This window comes from Secundilactobacillus malefermentans (assembly GCF_008033155.1).
Taxonomy (GTDB): domain Bacteria; phylum Bacillota; class Bacilli; order Lactobacillales; family Lactobacillaceae; genus Secundilactobacillus; species Secundilactobacillus malefermentans.
In genome coordinates, this window is record NZ_CP042371.1 from 1,817,051 (window position 1) to 1,839,202 (window position 22,152).

General features: G+C 39.9%; 20 protein-coding genes. 18 read left to right on the plus strand and 2 right to left on the minus strand.

The window, feature by feature from the left end; translation table 11 throughout:
- Position 1 precedes the first annotated feature (1 nt).
- The 11 genes from grpE to FGL90_RS08980 all read left to right on the plus strand — a co-directional run bounded on the left by grpE (position 2) and on the right by FGL90_RS08980 (position 11,729).
- A complete protein-coding gene (gene grpE / locus FGL90_RS08930; RefSeq protein ID WP_010619726.1) occupies positions 2–586 on the plus strand; it encodes a nucleotide exchange factor GrpE in 585 nt (194 codons plus the stop codon).
- A gap of 30 nt (positions 587–616) precedes the next feature.
- Complete coding sequence (dnaK, locus tag FGL90_RS08935) at positions 617–2,473, plus strand: molecular chaperone DnaK (RefSeq protein ID WP_010619727.1); 1,857 nt, start codon at positions 617–619, stop codon at positions 2,471–2,473.
- Positions 2,474–2,603: 130 nt separating this feature from the next.
- Entirely contained in the window at positions 2,604–3,764 is a 1,161-nt protein-coding gene (gene dnaJ / locus FGL90_RS08940) for a molecular chaperone DnaJ (protein WP_010619728.1), read from the plus strand.
- A gap of 132 nt (positions 3,765–3,896) precedes the next feature.
- Complete coding sequence (lepA, locus tag FGL90_RS08945; protein WP_010619729.1) at positions 3,897–5,726, plus strand: translation elongation factor 4; 1,830 nt, start codon at positions 3,897–3,899, stop codon at positions 5,724–5,726.
- Between the two features lie 110 nt (positions 5,727–5,836).
- Positions 5,837–6,124 (plus strand): hypothetical protein, encoded by a 288-nt coding sequence (locus tag FGL90_RS08950; RefSeq protein ID WP_147657745.1) that lies wholly within the window; start codon positions 5,837–5,839, stop codon positions 6,122–6,124.
- Between the two features lie 62 nt (positions 6,125–6,186).
- Positions 6,187–7,146: a 50S ribosomal protein L11 methyltransferase gene (gene prmA / locus FGL90_RS08955; protein WP_147657747.1), complete on the plus strand. Its 960-nt coding sequence runs from the start codon at positions 6,187–6,189 to the stop codon at positions 7,144–7,146.
- Positions 7,146–7,892, plus strand: a complete 747-nt coding sequence (locus FGL90_RS08960; protein ID WP_147657749.1) for a 16S rRNA (uracil(1498)-N(3))-methyltransferase — start codon at positions 7,146–7,148, stop codon at positions 7,890–7,892. The genes prmA and FGL90_RS08960 overlap by 1 nt, the downstream gene beginning before the upstream one ends.
- Positions 7,893–7,973: 81 nt before the next feature.
- A complete protein-coding gene (locus FGL90_RS08965) occupies positions 7,974–8,297 on the plus strand; it encodes a hypothetical protein (protein WP_147657751.1) in 324 nt (107 codons plus the stop codon).
- A gap of 34 nt (positions 8,298–8,331) precedes the next feature.
- Positions 8,332–10,569, plus strand: coding sequence for a RelA/SpoT family protein (locus FGL90_RS08970; protein WP_029327533.1), 2,238 nt, complete (start codon positions 8,332–8,334; stop codon positions 10,567–10,569).
- Between the two features lie 20 nt (positions 10,570–10,589).
- On the plus strand, positions 10,590–11,036 hold the full coding sequence (dtd, locus tag FGL90_RS08975) for a D-aminoacyl-tRNA deacylase (RefSeq protein WP_147657753.1): 447 nt from the start codon (positions 10,590–10,592) through the stop codon (positions 11,034–11,036).
- Positions 11,037–11,090: 54 nt separating this feature from the next.
- Positions 11,091–11,729, plus strand: a complete 639-nt coding sequence (locus tag FGL90_RS08980; RefSeq protein WP_147657755.1) for an HAD-IA family hydrolase — start codon at positions 11,091–11,093, stop codon at positions 11,727–11,729.
- Here FGL90_RS08980 and FGL90_RS08985 read toward each other — a convergent pair.
- Together FGL90_RS08985 and FGL90_RS08990 are read right to left on the minus strand one after the other, a co-directional pair.
- Positions 11,726–12,565, minus strand: coding sequence for a fructosamine kinase family protein (locus tag FGL90_RS08985; RefSeq protein ID WP_147657757.1), 840 nt, complete (start codon positions 12,563–12,565; stop codon positions 11,726–11,728). The two genes, FGL90_RS08980 and FGL90_RS08985, sit on opposite strands and share 4 nt — an antisense overlap.
- 42 nt (positions 12,566–12,607) lie before the next feature.
- On the minus strand, positions 12,608–13,456 hold the full coding sequence (locus FGL90_RS08990) for an N-acetylmuramoyl-L-alanine amidase (protein WP_147657759.1): 849 nt from the start codon (positions 13,454–13,456) through the stop codon (positions 12,608–12,610).
- Between the two features lie 359 nt (positions 13,457–13,815).
- Here FGL90_RS08990 and hisS point away from each other — a divergent pair, with 359 nt between their 5' ends.
- The 7 genes from hisS to FGL90_RS09025 all read left to right on the plus strand — a co-directional run bounded on the left by hisS (position 13,816) and on the right by FGL90_RS09025 (position 22,151).
- Positions 13,816–15,114 carry a histidine--tRNA ligase gene (gene hisS, locus FGL90_RS08995; RefSeq protein ID WP_147657761.1) on the plus strand — a complete coding sequence of 433 codons (1,299 nt, stop codon included), beginning with the start codon at positions 13,816–13,818 and terminating at the stop codon, positions 15,112–15,114.
- 11 nt (positions 15,115–15,125) lie between these two features.
- A complete protein-coding gene (aspS, locus tag FGL90_RS09000; protein WP_147657915.1) occupies positions 15,126–16,910 on the plus strand; it encodes an aspartate--tRNA ligase in 1,785 nt (594 codons plus the stop codon).
- A gap of 123 nt (positions 16,911–17,033) precedes the next feature.
- Entirely contained in the window at positions 17,034–17,909 is an 876-nt protein-coding gene (locus FGL90_RS09005; RefSeq protein WP_010619741.1) for a YitT family protein, read from the plus strand.
- Between the two features lie 105 nt (positions 17,910–18,014).
- A complete protein-coding gene (locus FGL90_RS09010; RefSeq protein ID WP_147657763.1) occupies positions 18,015–19,160 on the plus strand; it encodes a CDP-glycerol glycerophosphotransferase family protein in 1,146 nt (381 codons plus the stop codon).
- 38 nt (positions 19,161–19,198) lie between these two features.
- On the plus strand, positions 19,199–20,008 hold the full coding sequence (locus FGL90_RS09015; protein ID WP_010619743.1) for an ABC transporter permease: 810 nt from the start codon (positions 19,199–19,201) through the stop codon (positions 20,006–20,008).
- Between the two features lie 24 nt (positions 20,009–20,032).
- Positions 20,033–21,247, plus strand: coding sequence for a CDP-glycerol glycerophosphotransferase family protein (locus FGL90_RS09020; RefSeq protein WP_147657765.1), 1,215 nt, complete (start codon positions 20,033–20,035; stop codon positions 21,245–21,247).
- Positions 21,240–22,151 (plus strand): deoxyribonuclease IV, encoded by a 912-nt coding sequence (locus FGL90_RS09025; protein WP_147657767.1) that lies wholly within the window; start codon positions 21,240–21,242, stop codon positions 22,149–22,151. The genes FGL90_RS09020 and FGL90_RS09025 overlap by 8 nt, the downstream gene beginning before the upstream one ends.
- Position 22,152: the final 1 nt, after the last annotated feature.

Below are 22,152 nucleotides of genomic sequence, written 5' to 3' on the forward strand. Positions count from 1 at the left end.
TGTGGCTGCAGAAGATAAAAAATCTGAAGAAGAGTTAAAAGACCAAGAAGTACCAAAAGATGAAATAACGGATACTTCTGGTGAAAAAGAAGCAACGACTGTAGATGACCAAAATACGGTTGAAGAAAAAGAAGAATCAAAGATTACAGAGTTAGAAGATAAGGTTTCTGGTCTTGAGGACCGATATCTTCGAGCTGAAGCAGAAATTAAAAATATCCAAGCGCGTAATGCAAAAGAACGTGCTGCCTTACTCAAATATGATGGACAGCAGCTTGCTCATGATCTGTTACCAGTTGTTGATAACATTGAGCGTGCCTTGGATAGTAAGGTGGATGATGACCAAAATCAGGCCCTTAAAAAGGGAATTGAACTTGTTCTTCAACACTTAAATGAGGCATTAACTAAGAATGGGATTGAAGAGATTGAGGCAACTGGCGTTAAGTTCGATCCTCAATTACATCAAGCTGTTCAGACAGTTCCGGCTACGGACGAAGTTCCCGCAGACCACGTTGCACAGGTTTTACAAAAGGGCTATAAATTGAAGGACCGAGTATTGAGACCAGCAATGGTTGCTGTGGCACAATAAATAAAAAATTATGAAGAGGGTAAATGAACAATGGCAAGTAATAAAATTATTGGAATTGATTTAGGAACAACTAACTCAGCAGTTGCTGTTTTGGAAGGAAACGAACCAAAAATTATCACAAATCCTGAAGGCGCTCGTACAACGCCATCAGTTGTTGCATTTAAAGACGGCGAACCACAAGTTGGTGAAGTTGCTAAACGACAGGCTATCACTAATCCTAATACCATCGTTTCAATCAAGAGCCACATGGGTGATGGAAACTACACTGTTGATGTTGATGGCAAGAAATACACACCACAACAAATTTCAGCAATTATTCTTCAACATTTGAAGAGCTACGCTGAAGAATACCTTGGTGACACGGTTTCTCAAGCTGTTATTACAGTTCCAGCTTATTTTGACGATGCCCAACGTCAAGCAACTAAAGATGCTGGTAAGATTGCCGGATTAGACGTTAAACGAATTATTAACGAACCTACCGCTGCATCTCTTGCATACGGTTTGGACAAGCAAGATACCGATGAAAAAATCTTAGTTTATGACTTGGGTGGCGGTACTTTTGATGTTTCCGTTCTTGATTTAGGTGACGGTGTGTTTGAAGTTCTCTCAACTAATGGAGATACTCATCTTGGTGGAGACGACTTTGACCAAAAGGTAATGGATTGGTTAGTTGCCCAATTTAAACAAGCAAATGGCATCGATTTATCAAAAGATAAGATGGCAATGCAACGTTTAAAGGAAGCTGCAGAAAAGGCCAAGAAGGATGTTTCTGGTATGGCACAAACCCAAATCAGTTTGCCTTTCATTTCTGCTGGTGAAAATGGACCTATTCATTTGGAAGAAACATTAACCCAAGCTAAATTTAACGAATTGACTTCTGATTTAGTTGAAAAGACCCGTATCCCAGTTGAAAATGCATTGAAGGATGCTGGCATCTCAGCTAGTGACTTAGATGTTGTTATCTTAAATGGAGGTTCAACTCGTATTCCAGCTGTCCAAGAATCAGTAAAGAAATGGACTGGTAAAGAACCTAACCATTCAATTAACCCCGATGAAGCGGTCGCTTTAGGTGCTGCTGTTCAAGGTGGTGTCCTAACTGGTGATGTTAAGGACGTTGTTTTACTTGACGTTACGCCATTATCACTTGGTATTGAAACCATGGGTGGTGTCTTCACTAAGTTGATTGATCGAAACACGACAATTCCAACTAGCAAGTCACAAGTGTTCTCTACAGCTGCAGATAACCAACCCGCTGTTGATATTCATGTGTTACAAGGTGAACGTCCAATGGCAGCCGATAACAAGACACTTGGTAATTTTCAATTAGCCGACATTCCAGCAGCACCACGTGGCGTTCCTCAAATCGAAGTTACCTTTGATATTGATAAAAATGGGATTGTTAACGTATCTGCTAAGGATAAGGGAACTGGTAAGGAACAAAAGATTACCATCAAGAGTGATTCTGGCTTGTCGGATGAAGAAATCGACAAGATGATGAAAGAAGCTCAAGAAAACGCGGATGCCGATAAGAAACGTAAGGACGAAGTCGACTTAAAGAATGAAGTTGATCAACTCCTCTTCACTGTTGATAAGACATTGAAGGAAGTTAAGGGTAAGGTTTCTGACGATGAAATTAAAAAGGCAGAAGCTGCTCGTGACGACTTGAAGAAGGCACAAGAAGATAATAACTTAGAAGATATGAAGACCAAGAAGGATGATTTGAACAAGATTGTTCAAGACCTTTCAGTTAAGTTATATCAACAAGCTCAACAACAAGAACAAGCCTCCGATGCAAAAGATACTAAGGATAGCGGATCTGCTGACAAGGGTAACGATGATAATACTGTTGACGGTGACTTCTCTGAAGTTCATGACGACAACAAGTAATTAGATATTATTGTTGTGAAAGCCAGAGCTCATTTGGGCTTTGGCTTTTTAATTGGGCGTCATTATGATATGCTAAATTCACAAAAACGACCTATTAAACTTGAATTGAATTGATTCTGGGAGGAAAACAATGGCTGAGAAAGATTATTATGAAACACTGGGCATTGACCGTGATGCCAGTAAAGACGACATAAGAAAGGCCTATCGAAAGTTATCCAAAAAGTACCATCCTGATATAAATAAAGAACCTGGTGCGGAAGAAAAGTTTAAGACGATTACAGAAGCTTATGAAGTGCTTAGTGACGATCAAAAACGAGCAAACTATGACCAATATGGTTCTGCTGACGGTGCAGCTGGTGGCTTTGGTGGTAACGGTGGCGGATTTTCAGGTAGCGACTTTGGTGGCTTTGGCGGAGGTGGCGGTTTTGATGACATCTTTAGTCAATTCTTTGGTGGCGGAGGTGGCGGCCGTTCGCAACGAAACCCCAATGCGCCACAACCGGGTCGCGACTTACAGTACCAAATGACGCTGAAATTTGAAGAAGCTATTTTTGGTAAAGAAACCAAGATTACGTATACCCGAGAAGCTCAATGTGACACTTGTAATGGGAGTGGCGCAAAACCAGGGACCTCGCCGGTTACCTGTCATAATTGTGGTGGAAGTGGCTATGTTTCAACTGAAACAAACACACCGCTTGGTAGAATGCGAAGCCAACAGGTTTGTCCAGTTTGCCAAGGAACAGGTAAAGAAATTAAAGAAAAGTGCCCTACCTGTGCAGGTAGCGGTCATGTAGAACAACGTCATGAAGTTGAAGTTAAGATTCCTGCCGGTGTTGATGATGGCCAACAAATGCGGTTACAAGGACAGGGCGAAGCTGGAACTAATAGTGGCCCTTACGGAGACTTATTTATTATTTTCCAGGTTCAGCCAAGTAAAGACTTTAAGCGTGATGGCGCTGATATTTACTTCGATCAAGCCATTAGCTTTTCACAAGCCGCTCTTGGGGACAAGGTTCAGGTGAAGACGGTTCATGGAGATGTTGAACTTAAGGTGCCTGCTGGAACACAATCTGGAACAACTTTCCGTTTAAAGGGAAAAGGTGCTCCTAAGTTGCGGGGAACCGGAAATGGTGATCAGCGAGTCACTGTCAATATTAAGACGCCAAAGAATCTTTCGAAGGAACAACGTGATGCATTAAGACAATTGGCAAAGGCCAGTGGCGAAGAAGTTGCCGGGAATGGTAAAGGCAATTTTTTTGACAAAGTAAAAGACGCATTTAACGATGACTAAAGGCGGTTGTCGACATTAAGTTGTCGGCAACGCCTTTTTATTTTTGTCCAGCTTCAATCGTTGTTAAATATGGCATACGTTGTTATAATTGATTAGATATGAAACAGAGCGAGAGAAAGTAGGAATCAAATAATGGATCTTAAACAAATGGCGGAACATCAAAAATTAATCCGTAATTTTTCCATTGTTGCGCATATTGATCATGGTAAATCGACATTGGCAGACCGAATTTTGGAAATGACGGATACTGTCGCTAAGCGAGATATGAAAGATCAATTGTTAGATAATATGGATCTAGAGCGAGAACGCGGGATTACGATTAAATTGAATGCCGTGGAATTACAGTATCATGCGAAAGATGGCCACACTTACGAATTTCATTTAATTGACACACCGGGTCATGTGGACTTTTCGTATGAGGTTTCAAGAAGTTTAGCAGCATGTGAGGGTGCAATCTTGGTGGTTGATGCTGCACAGGGTGTTGAAGCACAGACCCTTGCGAACGTTTATTTAGCATTGGATGACAATCTTGAAATTATTCCAATCATTAACAAAATTGATTTACCTTCTGCAGAACCAGAAAAGGTTCGAAAAGAAATTGAAGATGTTATTGGGATCGATGCTGAAGATGCCGTTTTAACAAGTGCCAAAAATGGTATTGGGATTGAAGAAATGTTGGAGCAAATTGTTCAAAAAGTACCAGCACCAACTGGCGATTTGAATGCACCACTCCAGGCGTTAATTTTTGATTCTGTTTATGATGAATATCGGGGCGTTGTCTTGAGCGTGCGTGTTTTTGAAGGCACCGTTCAGCCCGGCGACCGGATTACTTTAATGAACTCTAATACAACTTATGAAGTAACCGAGGTTGGGGTTAACTCACCTAAGCCAATTAAGCGTGATTATTTGATGGCAGGGGATGTTGGCTACTTGACCGCTAGTATTAAGGACATAACGGATACACGGGTTGGAGACACCGTGACGAACGCAAAAGATCCAGCCGACAAAGCACTCCCAGGTTATCGAGAGATGGCTCCTATGGTTTACGCTGGTTTATATCCTTCTGATAATGCAAAATTTAACGATTTACGAGAGGCACTAGAAAAACTAAAGTTAAACGATGCAGCACTTGAATATGAACCAGAATCATCACAGGCTTTGGGATTTGGTTTCCGATGTGGCTTTTTGGGAATGTTACACATGGATGTTGTCCAAGAACGATTGGAGCGAGAATTCAACCTAGATTTAATTACAACAGCACCATCCGTTACCTATCGGGTTAATCAAACAGATGATACCGTTCTTATGGTTGAAAATCCCTCTGAAATGCCAGAGGTTTCTGCAATTAAGACAATCGAAGAGCCCTATGTAAAAGCTTCTATCATGGTTCCCAATGAATATGTAGGGGCCGTCATGGAACTTTGTCAGCATAAACGGGGACAGTTCCAAACAATGGACTACCTGGATGATTATCGCGTAAATGTGATTTATAAAATGCCGTTATCCGAGATTATTTATGATTTCTTTGATAAACTTAAGTCAAGTACGAGAGGGTACGCTTCGCTAGATTATGAAATAGCGGACTACGAGCCAAGTGATCTTGTTAAAATCGATATTTTATTAAATAGTGATAAAGTGGATGCCCTTAGTTTCATTTCGCATAGAGAATTTGCGGAGAAACGTGGTCGAGAGATTGCCAGCAAGCTTAAGAAAATTATTCCAAGGCAAAACTTTGAAATTCCGGTACAGGCTGCAATTGGGGCAAAAATTATTGCTCGAACAACAATTAAGGCCTATCGGAAGGATGTTACCTCAAAGATTCATACTGGTGATCCGGATCGACGTGCTAAGTTGCTTGAAAAGCAAAAGCGTGGGAAGAAGCGAATGAAATCTGTCGGTACGGTGGATATCCCACAGGAGGCCTTTATGGCGGTACTCCAAACTGACGAGGAAGATGAATAATTAGTAGTTGACTTTACGGACAGAATTCATTAGAATTATTTATTTGTATAGTATTTACGTGATTCTGAGTAATTAGACGAAATGACAACATCAATTAGGAGGTGTTTTCCATGCTGAACCGAACAAAAGAGTATTTACAGGATCAGGGCTTTAACTATCAAAAATCATACATTCGACCATTGATGGCACCTGAAAGTGTTTATGTGTTGAAGTTTGGCAAGGATGCATTTAATAATCGCGTGATTGTCAGATATTCGCATACATGGACAGGTCGCCAACGTATTAATGAAATTGACCTACGATTACACAAACAAAAGCATCCTCGAGTATTTAAAAACGAGAATGATTTACTTGAGTATTTAGAGCCACATTTGGAAAACCGAGAAGATAACAACTAAGAAGCGTATCCTTAAAGCGGATGCGCTTTTATTATAAAATTTTTTGAGTGGAGGATTTATTGATGAAGTGGACTGAAATTGATGTCACAACAACGAGCGAAGTTGTAGAAGCCGTTTCTAATATACTAATGGACGAGGGCGCTTCTGGAATCAAAATTGACGATGCAAAGGATTTTGAGAATTTGCACGATGGTCCACTAGGTCACTTGGGAGATTATGTTGAAGTAGCGAGTTTACAGCACATTGAATCTGGCGCTAAAGTGACCGCCTATTATCCAGAAACCATTTTTATTCCTGAAATATTGCCAACAATCAATCAGAGAATTTCCCAGTTAAACGAGTTTGGGTTAAACCCCGGTGATTATACCGTTAAAACCAGTGAGGTTGCTGAGAGCGATTGGGCGACTGCGTGGAAAAAGTATTATCATCCAGTTCGTGTGACCCGCTTTTTAACAGTTGTTCCTAGTTGGGAAAGCTACAAGCCGCAAACGGATGATGAAAAGCTAATTGTGCTAGATCCAGGGATGGCATTTGGCACAGGTACTCACCCAACAACCAAGCTTTCCTTAATATCTTTGGAACAGGTCATTCGTGGTGGGGAATCAATGATTGATGTCGGGACCGGTTCTGGTGTATTGAGCATCGGAGCCAAGCAATTAGGTGTTGGTCAAATAAGAGCGTTTGACTTAGATGACGTTGCGGTAAAGTCTGCACAAAGTAATCTTGATTTAAATCCAGTTGCTGGAGATGTGGAGGTTGTTGCTAACGACTTACTGAATGGCATTACTGAAGGTGCGCAAATTATTGTTGCAAATATTTTGGCAGAAATTATTTTGCCGTTAATCCCCCAAGCGTGGAACCTTCTTCCGGAAAATGGCTTATTTCTTACTTCTGGCATCATTAATAAAAAGTTCGATGAAGTTAAGGTAGCGCAAGAAAAGCAGGGATTTATCATTTTACAAACACTAAAAATGGGCGATTGGTATGGCATTATTGCTCGAAAACCGGGAGTTGATGATTAATGCAGCACTATTTTTTAAAACAATCCGCTCAGTTGGGAGCATCAGTCGACCTAAATTCGGATATTTCTCGCCATTGGGTGAAAGTCATGCGTGCAACGCCGGGTGATCACGCAGAATTTGTTGATTTAAATGGCAATCTATTTTTAGGACAACTCCAAACAAGTACGGATGAGAAAACGACCGTTAAACTTGTTGAAAATTTGGATTCAAAAAGCGAAATACCGGTTAATGTAACCTTAATTATGGGGCTTCCTAAACAGGATAAAGCGGATTGGATTGTGCAAAAGACGACGGAGATGGGCGTATCTGAGGTGATCTTTTTTGCAGCAGATTGGTCTGTTGCGCAGTGGAAGGGAAATCGGATAGATAAAAAGCTGGAACGGCTCCAAAAAATTGCCGCTGGGGCATCCGAACAATCTCATCGGTTAAAAATTCCGACAATTAAATATGAAAAAAGTTTAGAAAATATTATTACCTCATTTAGCGGGAGATTACTCGTTGCGTATGAAGAGGCTGCCAAGCAGGGTGAAAAATCTGAACTGTGTCATCAATTAGGCGAAGTAAAGTCAGGTGATAATTTAGCCGTGGTTGTCGGACCAGAAGGGGGAATTTCGCCCGCTGAAATTCAACTTCTAGAAAATTATAATGGGATCAAGGTTGGCCTAGGTCCGCGAATTTTAAGAACCGAAACTGCCCCTCTTTACTTTTTAGCGGCTGTTTCAACAATAATTGAATTGAATTCCTAATTTATCCGCAAATAATGTATTATTACTAATAAAAATGCTAAAATAAGCACAATTACAATCAACAGGAATTGAGTGACTAATATGCATAACTTACTTGATAAATATCGTTGGCAAGGATTAATCTGTATCGATTTACTATTAGGAATTATTTTTCCTTTCTTCATAAAATGGGTGGGGATAGATAAAGCATGGCGATTTGGCTTAATCTTTATCGTGATTAATTGTCTTTGGTCAATTGTGATTGGAAATATCATCAAACCTTTGCCGCATTCATGGTTATGGCTGTTTGTTTGGCCACTAATTTATATGGTTGGAAATTGGTTGTTCTATCCAAAATATGCTTATTTATTCGCCATTGTGTATCTTGGGGCATCGTATATTGCCTATGGAAGAGAAAAAGGATAAGAGAATTGCATAATTAATAAACGGGGTGAGCAATATTCCAAAAGAGCAGATATGGACGGCTGATTTAGTAATAAAGACCGTCTCAGAATATATGAATCAAGAGCATGTCGCTAAGGTGAAGCGGGCTTGTCAATTTGCAACGGTTGCTCATAAGGAGCAATTCAGGCAATCAGGGGAAGCCTATATTATTCACCCTATTCAAGTAGCAGGAATTCTGGCTGAATTGCGGATGGATCCTGCTACTGTTTCTGCTGGATTTTTGCACGATGTCGTCGAAGATACTGGTGCAACCCTAAGTGACGTAAAAGAGTTATTTGGTGAAGATATCGCCATGATTGTGGATGGTGTTACCAAACTGGGTAAGATTAAATATAAGTCCAACCGTGAACAATTGGCCGAGAATCATCGGAAATTGTTATTAGCGATGTCAAATGACATTCGAGTAATGATTGTCAAATTGGCGGATCGATTACATAATATGCGGACACTAGAACACCTCAGGCCTGATAAACAGCGGCGCATTGCGAATGAAACTTTAGAAATTTATGCACCACTGGCTGATCGATTGGGTATTAGTACAATCAAATGGGAACTTGAGGACATTTCGCTACGGTATTTAAACCCACAACAGTATTATCGAATCGTCCATTTGATGAACTCGAGGCGAGACCAGCGAGAAGCTTATATTGCTTTAGCAATTGGTGATATCAAGGACGCAATCGCTGATCTTAATATGAAGGTTGATATTTATGGTCGACCAAAGCACATTTATTCGATTTATCGAAAAATGAAGGATCAACACAAGCAGTTTAGCCAGATTTATGATCTGCTGGCAATTCGAGTGATTGTTGATTCAATCAAGGACTGTTACGCGGTTCTTGGGGCAATTCATTCCAAATGGAAGCCAATGCCTGGTCGGTTTAAGGACTACATTGCAATGCCAAAGGCCAATATGTACCAATCCTTGCATACAACAGTGATTGGACCAGAAGGCAAGCCACTTGAAGTGCAAATTCGAACCGAACAAATGCATCAAGTTGCTGAATTTGGTGTTGCTGCGCACTGGGCTTATAAAGAAGGGCAGACCGGTAAAGTTGAATATAATGGAACCGGCAATAAATTAAATTGGTTTAAACAAATTATTGAAATTCAAGAAGACACCGAAAATGCTGCCGACTTTATGGACAGTGTTAAGGGTGAATTATTTGGTGACCACGTTTATGCGTTTACACCCAAAGGCGATGTGTTAGAGCTGCCAAAGGGCGCAGGTCCCTTGGATATGGCGTATTCCATTCATACTGAGGTGGGAAATCATACAATTGGTGCGACCATCAATGGTAAGATTGTACCGTTGGATTCTCAGATAAAAAATGGTGATATTGTTGATATCAAAACTTCCGCAAGCTCAACCGGCCCAAATCGTGACTGGCTCAAACTGGTTTCAACACGGAGAGCAAGAAATAAAATTAAGCAATTCTTCAGGCAGCGTGATCGTGAAGAGAATGTCTCAACGGGTCGGGATTTAATTGTCCAACAATTGCGAGAATTTAAGTATGATCCTAAGGCCATCATGACCAAGTCTCAACTAGAAAAAGTTGCCATTAAACTGCATTATCAACACATTGATGATCTATTTGCTGCCATTGGGTTTGGGGATGTACAACCAGTTGGTGTTGCTAACAGACTGACGGATGATATTAGGCATGAGGCTGAGGAAAAACGGCTTCGTAACGAAGAACGTCAAATGTTAGAGGAACATCAGACGATTTCAAATGAAACTGAAAATATTCAGCAACGCGGCAAGAAAAAGACGAATGCGCCTGAAGGGGTTGTCATTGAAGGGGTCGATAATCTCCTTGTCCGACTGAGCCACTGCTGTTCTCCGATTCCTGGGGATGAAATTGTTGGTTACATTACAAAAGGTCGTGGTGTTTCCGTCCATAGACAGAACTGTCCAAACGTTGCTAAGTCTGAAGAAAATGGCGAACGGATTGTAGATGTTTACTGGAATATTGATTCTGATTCGAAGAGTCAATACAGCGCCAATCTTGAGGTTCAGGGCTATAATCGGAACGGCTTACTGAACGATGTTTTAAAAACAATCAACAACAATACAAAATCCTTAACGTCCGTTAATGGTCAAGTCGATCATAATAAAATGGTCACTATTTCAATTTCACTAGGAATTAGAAACTTGGAACATTTACAACGAATCATGGATAATTTAAAAAATGTGCAGGATGTTTACGTTGTTAAACGTCCATTTAGATAAATTATAGGAGCTGAATTAACTTGAAAGTTGTTTTACAGCGAGTTAGTAGCGCGTCAGTAACAATCGAGGGTAAGCTTAATGGCAAAATCGGGCAAGGGTTTATGCTCTTGGTCGGCGCACAGGATAGTGATGGTCCTGAGGAAATTAACTACCTCGTTCACAAAATTAGTAAACTTCGAGTGTTCAGTGATGATGCTGGTAAGATGAATCTTTCCATTGAAGATATCGGCGGTGAAATTTTATCGGTTTCGCAATTCACGCTTTACGCGGATACGAAGAAGGGAAATCGGCCAAGCTTTATTGGCGCTGGCGATCCAAAACATGCAGAAGCTTGCTACCAGCAATTTAATACCGCTTTACGAACGTTGGATATTCCGGTTGAAACGGGTGAATTCGGTGCCGATATGCAGGTTTCACTAGTTAATGATGGTCCCGTAACGATCATTTTTGACACAGATCATAAATAAAAATGAGCATCAGTTGTTTTATTGGCTGGTGCTATTTTTGTAAGGAGAAAATTAATGAAAAATGTTATTTGGGATTTTGATGGCACGCTATTTAATACGTATCCAGAAATGATAAAAGCGTTCAGTCAAACGTTGGCCTATTTTAATATTGAAGATTTTGAAATTGATACGGAAGATATTTACGCAACGATGAGACGTGGATCAGTTGGAACAGCAGTCAAAAAGTTTTCGGCAATATATGGGTTACAGGAAACACAAGTGAGAGATAAATTTAATCACATCGAACCAGAATTAGTTCAAAACGCTAGGCCATTTGAGGGAATTGCAGACCTATTGAAAGAAACAAAACTCGCCAATCGTCATCATTTTTTGGAAACGCATCGTAATCAGTTAGCAGTTGAGTTATTAAATGAGTTTGGGTTAACCCAATACTTCGATGCCATGGTTACCAAGGATGATGGGGTTAAACGGAAACCCAATCCAGAAGGCATTAACTTAATATGTGAAAAATTCGAATTAAATCGTGGTGAAACCGTTATGATTAGTGACCGAAAACTTGATATTGAGGCCGGTAATAATGCCGGTATCAACAGTTGGTTATTTGATTACGATCACCTCATTATCGTTGATGGTCAGCCCAATAAGCGTTTCACCCAAGTGGACGACATAAAAAAATCATTACTAGAAGACTAGTAATGATTTAATATTTGATCGACTGCACCACCGTACATTTCGCCAAAAAGGTTTAAATGTGCCACCAGATAATAAAATTGATACCAAGGTAATCGCTCTTTGAAATCTGGTTCCAACGGATAAGTAGCGGTATACGCTGAGTAAAAGTTCTCATCAAAGCCACCAAAAATGGTGGTCATTGCTAAGTCGAGTTCACGGTCTTCGTAAAAGACATCCGGATCGATTAGCATCGGGTTACCGTCGGATGTAAACAAATAATTTCCAGACCATAAGTCACCATGTAGTAGACTAGGAACGATTGACCGATCTTTATAGTACGATTCAAAGATGGCCCGTAAGTGGGCGTAGTGTTGATCACGCTGAGAATTCCACAATTGGTGGTTTTCCGCACGTTTGACTAATACATCTAGTCGTTGCGTTAAGTAAAAGGTTGGCCAATCAGATTGCCACGTATTGATTTTCGGTAATTTCACATTTAGAACATCGTGATTGAAGCCGAATCGATCTTGGTGAATTTGATGGACGTGAGCGACCATTTCGCCTAACGCGGATTGGGAACCTTGTCCTGTATCAACCCAATTTAGGATTAAGTAGGCATCTCCCGAAATCTGTCCGGTTGCGATAACTTCTGGGACTAGGGCTGCCTGACTGAGAAGGGTTAATCCTTCAACCTCATGAGCATAAAACGAGGCATCATGATTTGGCTGAACAAGTAAAAAGAAGGGTCCTTCTGAAGTTTCAACTCGGTATGAATCATTAATATCACCGCCAGAAACTGGTTGGATTGATTGAATAACTGATAATGGTAGTTGATCTAACCATTCTTTTGTAAGCATGTTATCACCTCAATTACATTGTAACCGTGTTAACTAAAAATTCTATTTTTCAAGATTTTTAAAATAGGCGTTAAGTCCCTTAGTGATGTCAACAGCAACCCGTTTCTGGTAACGAGTGCTCTTAATTTGGGAGAAATCTTTTTTCGTGTTGATGTAACCCATTTCAAGTAAAAGAGCGGGACGCAGATTATCACGAATAACTAAAAAGTTACCAAATTTCACACCGCGATTAGTTAATGGTAGGTTAGAGAATTCAGAATTGACCGTTTTCGCTAATCTCAAAGAGGTACTGGTATGATAATAATACGTTGTAAACCCTGTAGCCGAATCCGCAATGGGACTTGAGTCATAGTGGAAACTGATGAACGCATCGGCATGGTTATCAGTCGCTAGTTCAGCGCGGTCACCAAGGCTGACGGTTTGATTCCCTTTTCGGGTCATGATGACGTTAGCACCATACCGTTTTAGTTGCTTTTCGACCATCTTGGCTTGTTGAAGGGTGTAGGTTCTTTCCTCTTGATTTCCTTGAGAAAGGGCGCCCGAATCGCTACCCCCGTGGCCAGGATCTAAAACAATTGTAGCTTCTGACAATTTTGTGGTAATGGTTCCCTTCTTGGGCTTGTTGACAAGCCAACTTGCAACCCAACCGGTATTATCCTGATAGCGAATCTTATACCAATTTTCCTTTTTAGTCATAATGTGAATTCGTTGCCCTTTTTTTAAGGTATCTTTGACTGAATAGGATAGGTTAGGGCCAGTTCTGACATTGATATTATTAGTTGGAGTAGTTAAACTATTTTTTATAATGAGCGTGTAAACTAAGCAGCAAAAGCTAATCAGTAAGATTAAGCTTACAATAATGCCGCGCCATGGTAATTTTTTATAATTCAATGATTTTTCCTCGTTTACATAGATAATAGTTTTATTATAGGTATTTCTCAGTGAAAATCAAAATGAATCAAATAAATGAAAAATTTTCTTACAATCTTGACTTTCCGGTAAATTTTCACTATTGTATTAGTAGTAAATAAAAGCTAATGAGAAAGACTAGTAAGTTGGTTTTAGCATTCAGAGAGTACCGGTAGCTGCGAAGGTATGGCAAGATAACCAAACTGAAGACACTTTTGAAGCTAATAACTTTGTGTTATTCGTCTGTGACGTTATCCTGTAGAAAATTAAAGGTGGTACCGTGCGCCAGCACCCTTGTCTAATGACAGGGGTGTTTTTTTATTTTAGGAAGGGGAATTTTAATGCGCTATCAAAAACCAAAAGGGACCGCTGATATACTACCCGGCGATACTGAAAAATGGCAGTTTGTTGAAGATACTGCTCGAAAATTATTTAAAACGTACCAATATCGAGAAATTCGAACGCCAATGTTTGAAAACTTTGAGGTATTCTCCAGAACATCGGGAGATACTTCCGATATTGTGACTAAAGAAATGTACGATTTTAAGGATAAAGGTGACCGACACATTTCGTTGCGACCCGAGGGAACAGCAGGGGTTGTTAGAGCCTTCGTTGAGAATAAACTTTATGGTCCTGAATATAATAAACCATACAAGGTGTACTATATGGGCCCCATGTATCGATACGAACGGCCACAATCTGGACGTCTAAGGGAATTCCACCAAATTGGTGTCGAAGCATTTGGTAGTGATTCGCCCGTTTTAGATGTTGAAGTTATTTCGATGGCCATCAACCTCTTCAAGAAGCTTGGACTTTCTGATTTAAGATTGACGTTGAATTCCTTAGGAGATAAAACAAGTCGGGATAATTATCGGGCTGCATTGATTGAATATTTGGAACCCCACTTTGAGGAATTGAGCGAAGAATCAAAGGTTCGTCTTCACAAAAATCCGCTGCGAGTTCTAGATAGTAAGGAAGAACAAGATCAACAATTTGTCGCAGATGCACCTTCTATTTTAGATTACCTGACGGATGACGCCAAAGCTCATTTTGAACAAGTAAAGCAACAGCTAGATTTGCTTGGCATTGACTACGTGGTTGATTCGACAATGGTCCGAGGATTAGATTATTATAATCACACGATTTTTGAAGTGATGACGCAGTCGAAGTCACTTGGCCACGGCTACACAACAATTTGTGCGGGTGGTCGCTATAACGGTTTAGTTGAAGAATTAGGCGGTCCTGAGGTTTCTGGTGTTGGTTTTGGTCTCGGGATTGAGCGCCTACTCCTTTTGCTACAGGACGAGCAAGTTTCAATGCCAAATGACGATGATCTGGATGTCTTTGTTGTTGGAATTGGCGAAGCTGCCAATGCGATGACCCTTAAAGTGGTACAAGCAATTCGGGCAAAAGGATTTTCAAGTGACCGGGACTACTTGGATCGCAAGCCAAAGGGGCAGTTTAAAACAGCTGATCGTTTAAATGCCAAGTATACGTTGACGATTGGCGAGAGTGAACTGGAATCAAAGACAGCCCATTTGAAGAAAATGGCGAGTGGCGAAGAAATTACGGTCACGCTGGAGGAAGTTCAACAAGATTTCCAATCAATTATTGAGTCTAAATTTTCAAATAAAAAATAGGAGTGACGATGATGAAAAGGACCACTTATGCAGGATTAGTAGATGAACAGTATCTAGATCAGGATATTGTTCTAAAGGGTTGGGTACAAAAGCGCCGGGATTTAGGTGGCTTAATTTTCATTGATTTGCGAGACCGTGAAGGAATCGTCCAACTTGTGTTCAGTGAAGAATACGGGAAAGAAGCTTTGAAAACAGCCGATGAATTGCGTAATGAATACGTGATTGAAGTTAAAGGACACGTCGTTAACCGTGCTGAAAATGAAGTTAATAATAATATGCGGACTGGTAAGATTGAGGTTCGAGTAACGGAAATTAACCTTCTAAATAAAGCAAAGAACCCACCATTTTATATTCAGGATAATATCAATGTTTCTGATGAACTACGTCTGAAATACCGTTATTTAGACTTACGTCGTCCAGAAATGCAAAAGAGCCTGCGGATTCGTAATCGAATTACGCAATCCGTTCACAGCTATTTTGACTCACAAGGCTTTCTTGATATTGAAACGCCAGATTTAACTAAGTCTACGCCAGAAGGCGCTCGTGACTATTTGGTACCTTCACGAGTTTACCCAGGTCATTTTTATGCATTACCACAATCACCACAACTCTTTAAGCAATTATTAATGGGCTCAGGATTTGATCGATATTACCAAATCGCGAGATGTTTCCGTGATGAGGATTTACGTGGCGATCGTCAACCAGAATTTACGCAAATTGATATGGAAACCTCATTTCTAACAGCTGAAGAAATTCAGGATTTGACTGAAGGTCTAATTGCTAAAGTTATGAAGGATACCCTTGATATTGACGTCAAACTTCCATTCCAACGAATGGATTGGGATGAGTCAATGGCTCGCTATGGGACCGACCAGCCTGACGTTCGTTTTGGGATGGAATTGAAGGATCTTTCTTCAATTATGAAGAATGTTGATTTCAAAGTCTTTTCAAGTGTTGTTGAAAATGGCGGCCAAGTTAAGGCAATTGCGGTTCCTGGTGGAGCTACAAAATATTCTCGTAAGGATATTGATGGATATACGCAGTACGTTGAACGGTTTGGTGCCAAAGGTCTTGCATGGATGAAGGTTACTGATGAAGGATTCAACGGTCCAATTGCTAAATTCTTCAAGGATGAAGCAATCAACAAGCAAATTTTGGAAACAACTGGTGCTAAGATTGGTGATTTAATTTTGTTTGCTGCTGACAATCAACGAATTGTGGCAGACACATTAGGTTATCTACGTGTTGCAATTGCCAAGGAACAAGGGATGATCGACGAATCTCAATTTGCGTTCCTTTGGATTGTTAACTGGCCATTATTCCACTATGACGTGGACTTAAAACGTTACGTGGCTGCGCATCATCCATTCACAATGCCAAACGAAGAGGATGTTCACTACCTTGATGATGGCGAAGATCCTCATAAGGCATACGCCCAAAGTTATGACATTATCTTAAATGGACTTGAACTAGGTGGTGGCTCAATTCGTATCCATACCCGTGAGCTTCAGGAGAAGATGCTTAAAGCGCTTGGCTTTACCAAGGAACGGGCAGAGGCGCAATTTGGATTCCTACTTGAAGCTTTAGACATGGGATTCCCACCTCATGGCGGATTAGCTATCGGACTTGACCGATTTGCAAGATTATTGGCTCACCGTGAGAATATTAGAGATGTTATCGCATTCCCTAAGAACTCGAAGGCAACTGAACCGATGACCAAGGCGCCATCAACAGTTTCAGACAAGCAACTTCAAGAGCTTGATTTATTTGTCACTAAGCCAGATGATGGTGAATAGGTTCATTCTAAAGACCCGATTATTTCTATCGGGTCTTTTTTTATGTCTACATAATTTCTATGGTTCATAACGCTGCAAAATGTTATTCTAGTAATGGCAAAGAAAAGTGAGGCAGAAGAAAAAATGGATGACGTTCAAAAACTAATACGCAGACACCAGTCGATCACAAAGGCATCGACTGCTTTCATTTATGCTATTTTAGTTTCAATTGCGATGAACTTCTTTTGGACGCCAGGGCACATTTATTCTTCAGGAATTACGGGACTGGCTCAATTACTAACCACGGTTTCATCACAGACAATGCCAGTCACGATTTCAACGGCGCTTGGATTATTAGTCTTAAATATTCCATTGTTCTTTGTTGCCTGGAAAAATATTGGCAGAAACTTTACCATTTTTACAATTATTTCGGTCGTGTTAGCTAGTATAATGATAAAGTCATTGAATCCAATTCACTTAACAACTGATCCCATCATTTGTGCAATCTTTGGGGGAGCTGTGAATGGGTTTGGGACTGGAACGGCGCTTAAAAATGGTATCTCAACTGGTGGCTTGGATATCTTGGGAATTGTCATCAGGCGTAAGACCGGGAAATCCATTGGAACGATTAATATTATTTTTAATATGTTTATAGTGGTTGCCGCTGGATTTGAATATGGTTGGCCATACGCCTTTTATTCGGTTATTGGACTGGTTGTAAATGCCAGGGTTATGGACATGGTGTATACCCGTCAGCAACGGATGCAGGTCATGATCATTACCGATCGTCCTAAAACGGTAATTGATTCCGTACAGAATCATATTCGACGAGGAATCACAATCGTTCATGATGCAGAAGGGGCCTATCACCATGATACAAAAACAATTTTATTTACGGTCATTTCGCGTTATGAAATGTCTGAATTAGAGGAAGCAATGGAAGAATCGGATCCAAAGGCATTCGTTAGTATCTCAGATACAGTTAAGATTCTCGGCCACTTTTATGAACCAAAGCTTTGAGAATTTTAGATTTAGTTATGTGCCTTTAAAAACGAATGGAACGGGCGAATTTATGTGGTATAATACCAAAAGTGTTGAGAAGAATATTAAAAATGGTGGTCTGTTGTGAAAGTCATTTATTTATGGTTAATTCGAATTATTTCTAGATTATTTCAGTTTCGACGTAAGCGAAATATGACTTACTTCGTTAGCTTTGACAATAATCTGGATTTGATAAAGGCAATTGCCAAGAAATTACCAAACAAAAAGCGGTTAACTGTTTTTTATGATCCTAGTATTGAAGCTGCCGCCACTGATCTGGCTGCAAGAGGGATTCGAACGATTCAATTTCATAACAATTTGTCGTTCGTTTTCAAATACATTCCACTTGTGATGACGTCTAGAGTATTATTTTGTGATAATTACTATGCTTTTTTGGGTGGTCTTGTTCATCCGAAAAGGTTGAAAATTGTTCAGTTGTGGCATGCAAATGGTGCAATCAAACGATTCGGGTGGGAAGATTATGCGACTAAAAATCGGTCGAAGGCAGCTAAGAGCCGCTTTCAATCTGTTTATAACCACTTTGATGATTACGTTGTCGCTTCAAAAGCGATGGGACAGGTTTTTCAAAATAGTTATCACGTTTCGGAAGATAAAGTTAAACTACTTGGTTATCCAAGATCTGATCGTTTTTTACATACAACTTGGATTAATCGAGCGAGGAGTCGAGTCTACCGTGTGGCGCCAGAACTGATTGGCCGGCGAGTGATTTTTTACGCACCAACGTATCGCGAGGGAATCGACTTTAAGCTTCCTAACGGGGTGATTGATGCATTAAAATCTGATCCGGACGCCATTGTAATTATCAAACTTCATCCTGTTCTTAAGAAGCAAGAAGCGAAATTACGGCATTTTAGCAGTTCATCAGTTAGATTTTACGATCAGCTTCCCACGGCAGACATATTGACGGTTACCGACACGTTAGTCACTGATTATTCGTCGGTTGCTTTTGACTTTTCTTTACTAAAGAACGCAAAAACGCTGATATTCTTTATGTTTGATCTAGCAGCATATGAGAAAGCACCAGGAATCCAAAGTGATTTGATTAAGTATTTACCAACAGAACCGGTCAAAACTGTTCAAGGCTTAACGAAAGCAATAACAGAAAATAAAACGACAGATTTTACCGAATTCAACGCAAATTGGAATGGTTATAACGACGGTGAGGCAACTAAGAGAGTTGTTGCCCGATACTGCGCTTTAATTAAATAACAAAAATCTTTATTTTACATTAAGGGAGTGTAAGTGACTTGAAAGAGGTCATTACGTTATTCAAAGAACAAATAAAAAATATCGGAATCATTTTCCGAATTTCTAAATATGAGGATATGGCTAGCTATCAAAGTCATTACTTAGGACTCGTTTGGGAATACCTTTACCCGTTAATTCAAATTGGAATTTACTGGGTCGTGTTTGGTGTAGGTCTTAAGCACGGCGCTTCAATGAATGGGGTTTCCTATCTTCCGTGGATGGTCATTGGAATCACGCCATGGTTTTTCATGAATCGTTCCGTGCTCGATGCCTCAAAGAGTATTTATCAACGGGTGGGAATGGTTTCCAAAATGAAATTTCCAGTTTCAATACTACCAACAATCAAAATTGTGGGTAATTTGAGCTCATTTTGGACGATGCTTGTTTTTTCAATTATCATTGGACTGTTGAATCACGTTACACCAACTATTTACTGGTTCCAGTGGATCTATTACTTTTTCTGCATGATCATGCTGTTACTGGCATTAGGAATTTTTAGTTCAGCAGTTTCAATTTTGATTCGTGATTTCCATATTTTGCTTCAATCATTAATGAGAATGCTTTTTTATCTATCTGGCGTTTTGTTCAACTTTGAAACGGATGCTTTCCCAGCAATCTTTGCGAGAATTTTACAAATAAATCCATTTTTCTACGTGGTATCCGGTTTTAGACAATCAATGGTCGGTAACGTGTGGTTCTGGCAAAGACCAACATTGACAATTGTGTTCTGGATGATTGTTTTATTCTTCCTCTTAGTTGGATCTCACTTACACTACAAGTTCAGATCAAGATTCGTAGATCTCATTTAGCATTGTTATGTTGGAGGCCAAATGATGTTCATTCAAAAATTAGTCAAAACAATTAAAATAATTATCAGAGGTGGACTCATCGTAATCAACGATGGGTTTATTTGTTTACCAGTTAAAAAAAGGCAAGTGATTTTTGAAAGCTTCAATGGCAAGGAGATTAATGATAATCCTGCGGCAATTTATCGTGAATTAGTCAAGCACCAGCAATATTCAAAGAAGAACTTGTACTTTGGTATTAAGGCGAGAGAATTTAATCGGGTGCAAACTGAGCATCCCGATGTTCAATTAGTGAAACGCTTTTCCCTAAAATGGATTTGGATTACTGCTCGTTCAGAGTTCTGGGTGTTTAATTCTCGAATGCCAATTTGGTGGAAGAAAAATAAACGAACAACTTATATTCAGACCTGGCATGGTACACCGCTCAAAAAGCTTGGAATCGATATTGAAGACGTCAACATTCCCGGAACAACGACAGAAAAGTATAAGCGTAATTTCTTGCAGGAAACGAGTCGGTGGGACTACTTAATTGCTCCCAATGATTACTCAAGGCAAATCTTTAAACGCGCGTTTGGGTTTAACAACCAATTTATGACCGTTGGGTATCCAAGAAACGATCGATTGTATCATGCAAGTGAACAAGATATACAAGTAATTAAGAACAAACTAGTTGGTCAAACTAATAAAAGGGTCATCACCTATGCGCCGACTTGGCGAGATGACGACTTTATCAAAACGGGTCAATATCACTTTGAACTACCATTTGATTTAGCGAAATTCTTTGAGAGAGTTGGTAATGATTTTATTCTCGTCATTCGACCACATTATTTGGTGAAGGATTTAATCGATATAACCGGATTTGAGAATCGCGTAAAAATTCTGGCGGATGAGGATATCAGTGATATTTATCTCATTTCTGACTTATTAATAACGGATTACTCTTCAGTGATGTTTGATTTTGCAAACCTGAAACGACCCATGTTATTTTATGCATACGACTTAAAACATTATCGTGATCAATTAAGGGGATTCTATTTTGATTATGTCGCAGAGGCGCCCGGTCCCTTGGCCACGAATGTGCAGACATTCTACGAGGAACTAGATAATTTTCGCAAAAACCGCGGCTTTCCGGAATATCAGGAGAAACTAAATGCTTTTAATGAAAAGTTTTGTGGTTTTGAAGATGGTCATGCTGCTGAAAACGTCGTTAAGAATATGATGGAGGAAATTAAAAATGAGTAAATTACTTTTAGGATCACACGTTAGTATGAAAGCACCCAAAATGTTTTTGGGTTCAGTCGAAGAAGCATTAAGTTATGGAGAAAATACGTTCATGATTTATACCGGCGCACCGCAAAATACTAGACGTAAACCAATTGAAGAGTTGAATATAGCAGCAGGTAAAGAATTAGCAGAAAAAAATAGTATTTCACCACTCGTTATCCACGCGCCATACGTCGTTAACTTGGGAAATACTATTAAACCTGAAAATTATAAATTTGCGGTTACATTCTTAAAGGAAGAAATTGCCCGTGCCGATGCTCTAGGTGCCACACAAATTGTGTTGCACCCAGGCGCACACGTTGGAGCAGGTGCTGAAGCAGCTATCGCACAAATCGCAAAAGGGCTGAATGAAGTGATTCAACCTACTCAAAAAGTCCAAATTGCGCTCGAAACAATGTCTGGCAAGGGTACTGAAGTTGGCATTACCTTTGAACAATTAGGGTCGATTATTGACCAGGTCGAGGATAATGATAAGCTATCTGTTTGTTTTGACACTTGTCACACTAGTGATGCTGGTTACGATATTAAAAATGACTTCGATGGTGTTTTAGACGAGTTTGATGACGTCATTGGACTTGATCGACTTAAAGTGGTCCATTTAAATGATTCCAAAAATGAACGAGGTAGCCATAAAGACCGTCATGAAGTCATTGGATTAGGAACATTAGGGTTTGATGTATTAAATGCTGTTGCGCATTCTCCAAGGCTTGCTGATGTCCCTAAAATCATGGAGACACCAACTGTAGGCCCGGACAAAAAGCATCAACTGTCACCACACGCATATGAAGTCAGCATGCTTAAAGCTGAAAAGTTCAATGACAACCTAATGTCAGATATTTTAAATCAAGCGCCCATTAATTAGT

Bases quoted from the DNA above. Each gene is read 5' to 3' on its own strand.
- dnaK (WP_010619727.1), top strand. From the start codon at position 617: ATGGCAAGTAATAAAATTATTGGAATTGATTTAGGAACAACTAACTCA.
- dnaJ (WP_010619728.1), top strand. From the start codon at position 2,604: ATGGCTGAGAAAGATTATTATGAAACACTGGGCATTGACCGTGATGCC.
- lepA (WP_010619729.1), top strand. From the start codon at position 3,897: ATGGATCTTAAACAAATGGCGGAACATCAAAAATTAATCCGTAATTTT.
- FGL90_RS08950 (WP_147657745.1), top strand. From the start codon at position 5,837: ATGCTGAACCGAACAAAAGAGTATTTACAGGATCAGGGCTTTAACTAT.
- prmA (WP_147657747.1), top strand. From the start codon at position 6,187: ATGAAGTGGACTGAAATTGATGTCACAACAACGAGCGAAGTTGTAGAA.
- FGL90_RS08960 (WP_147657749.1), top strand. From the start codon at position 7,146: ATGCAGCACTATTTTTTAAAACAATCCGCTCAGTTGGGAGCATCAGTC.
- FGL90_RS08965 (WP_147657751.1), top strand. From the start codon at position 7,974: ATGCATAACTTACTTGATAAATATCGTTGGCAAGGATTAATCTGTATC.
- FGL90_RS08980 (WP_147657755.1), top strand. From the start codon at position 11,091: ATGAAAAATGTTATTTGGGATTTTGATGGCACGCTATTTAATACGTAT.
- FGL90_RS08985 (WP_147657757.1), bottom strand. From the start codon at position 12,565: ATGCTTACAAAAGAATGGTTAGATCAACTACCATTATCAGTTATTCAA.
- hisS (WP_147657761.1), top strand. From the start codon at position 13,816: ATGCGCTATCAAAAACCAAAAGGGACCGCTGATATACTACCCGGCGAT.
- aspS (WP_147657915.1), top strand. From the start codon at position 15,126: ATGAAAAGGACCACTTATGCAGGATTAGTAGATGAACAGTATCTAGAT.
- FGL90_RS09005 (WP_010619741.1), top strand. From the start codon at position 17,034: ATGGATGACGTTCAAAAACTAATACGCAGACACCAGTCGATCACAAAG.
- FGL90_RS09020 (WP_147657765.1), top strand. From the start codon at position 20,033: ATGTTCATTCAAAAATTAGTCAAAACAATTAAAATAATTATCAGAGGT.
- FGL90_RS09025 (WP_147657767.1), top strand. From the start codon at position 21,240: ATGAGTAAATTACTTTTAGGATCACACGTTAGTATGAAAGCACCCAAA.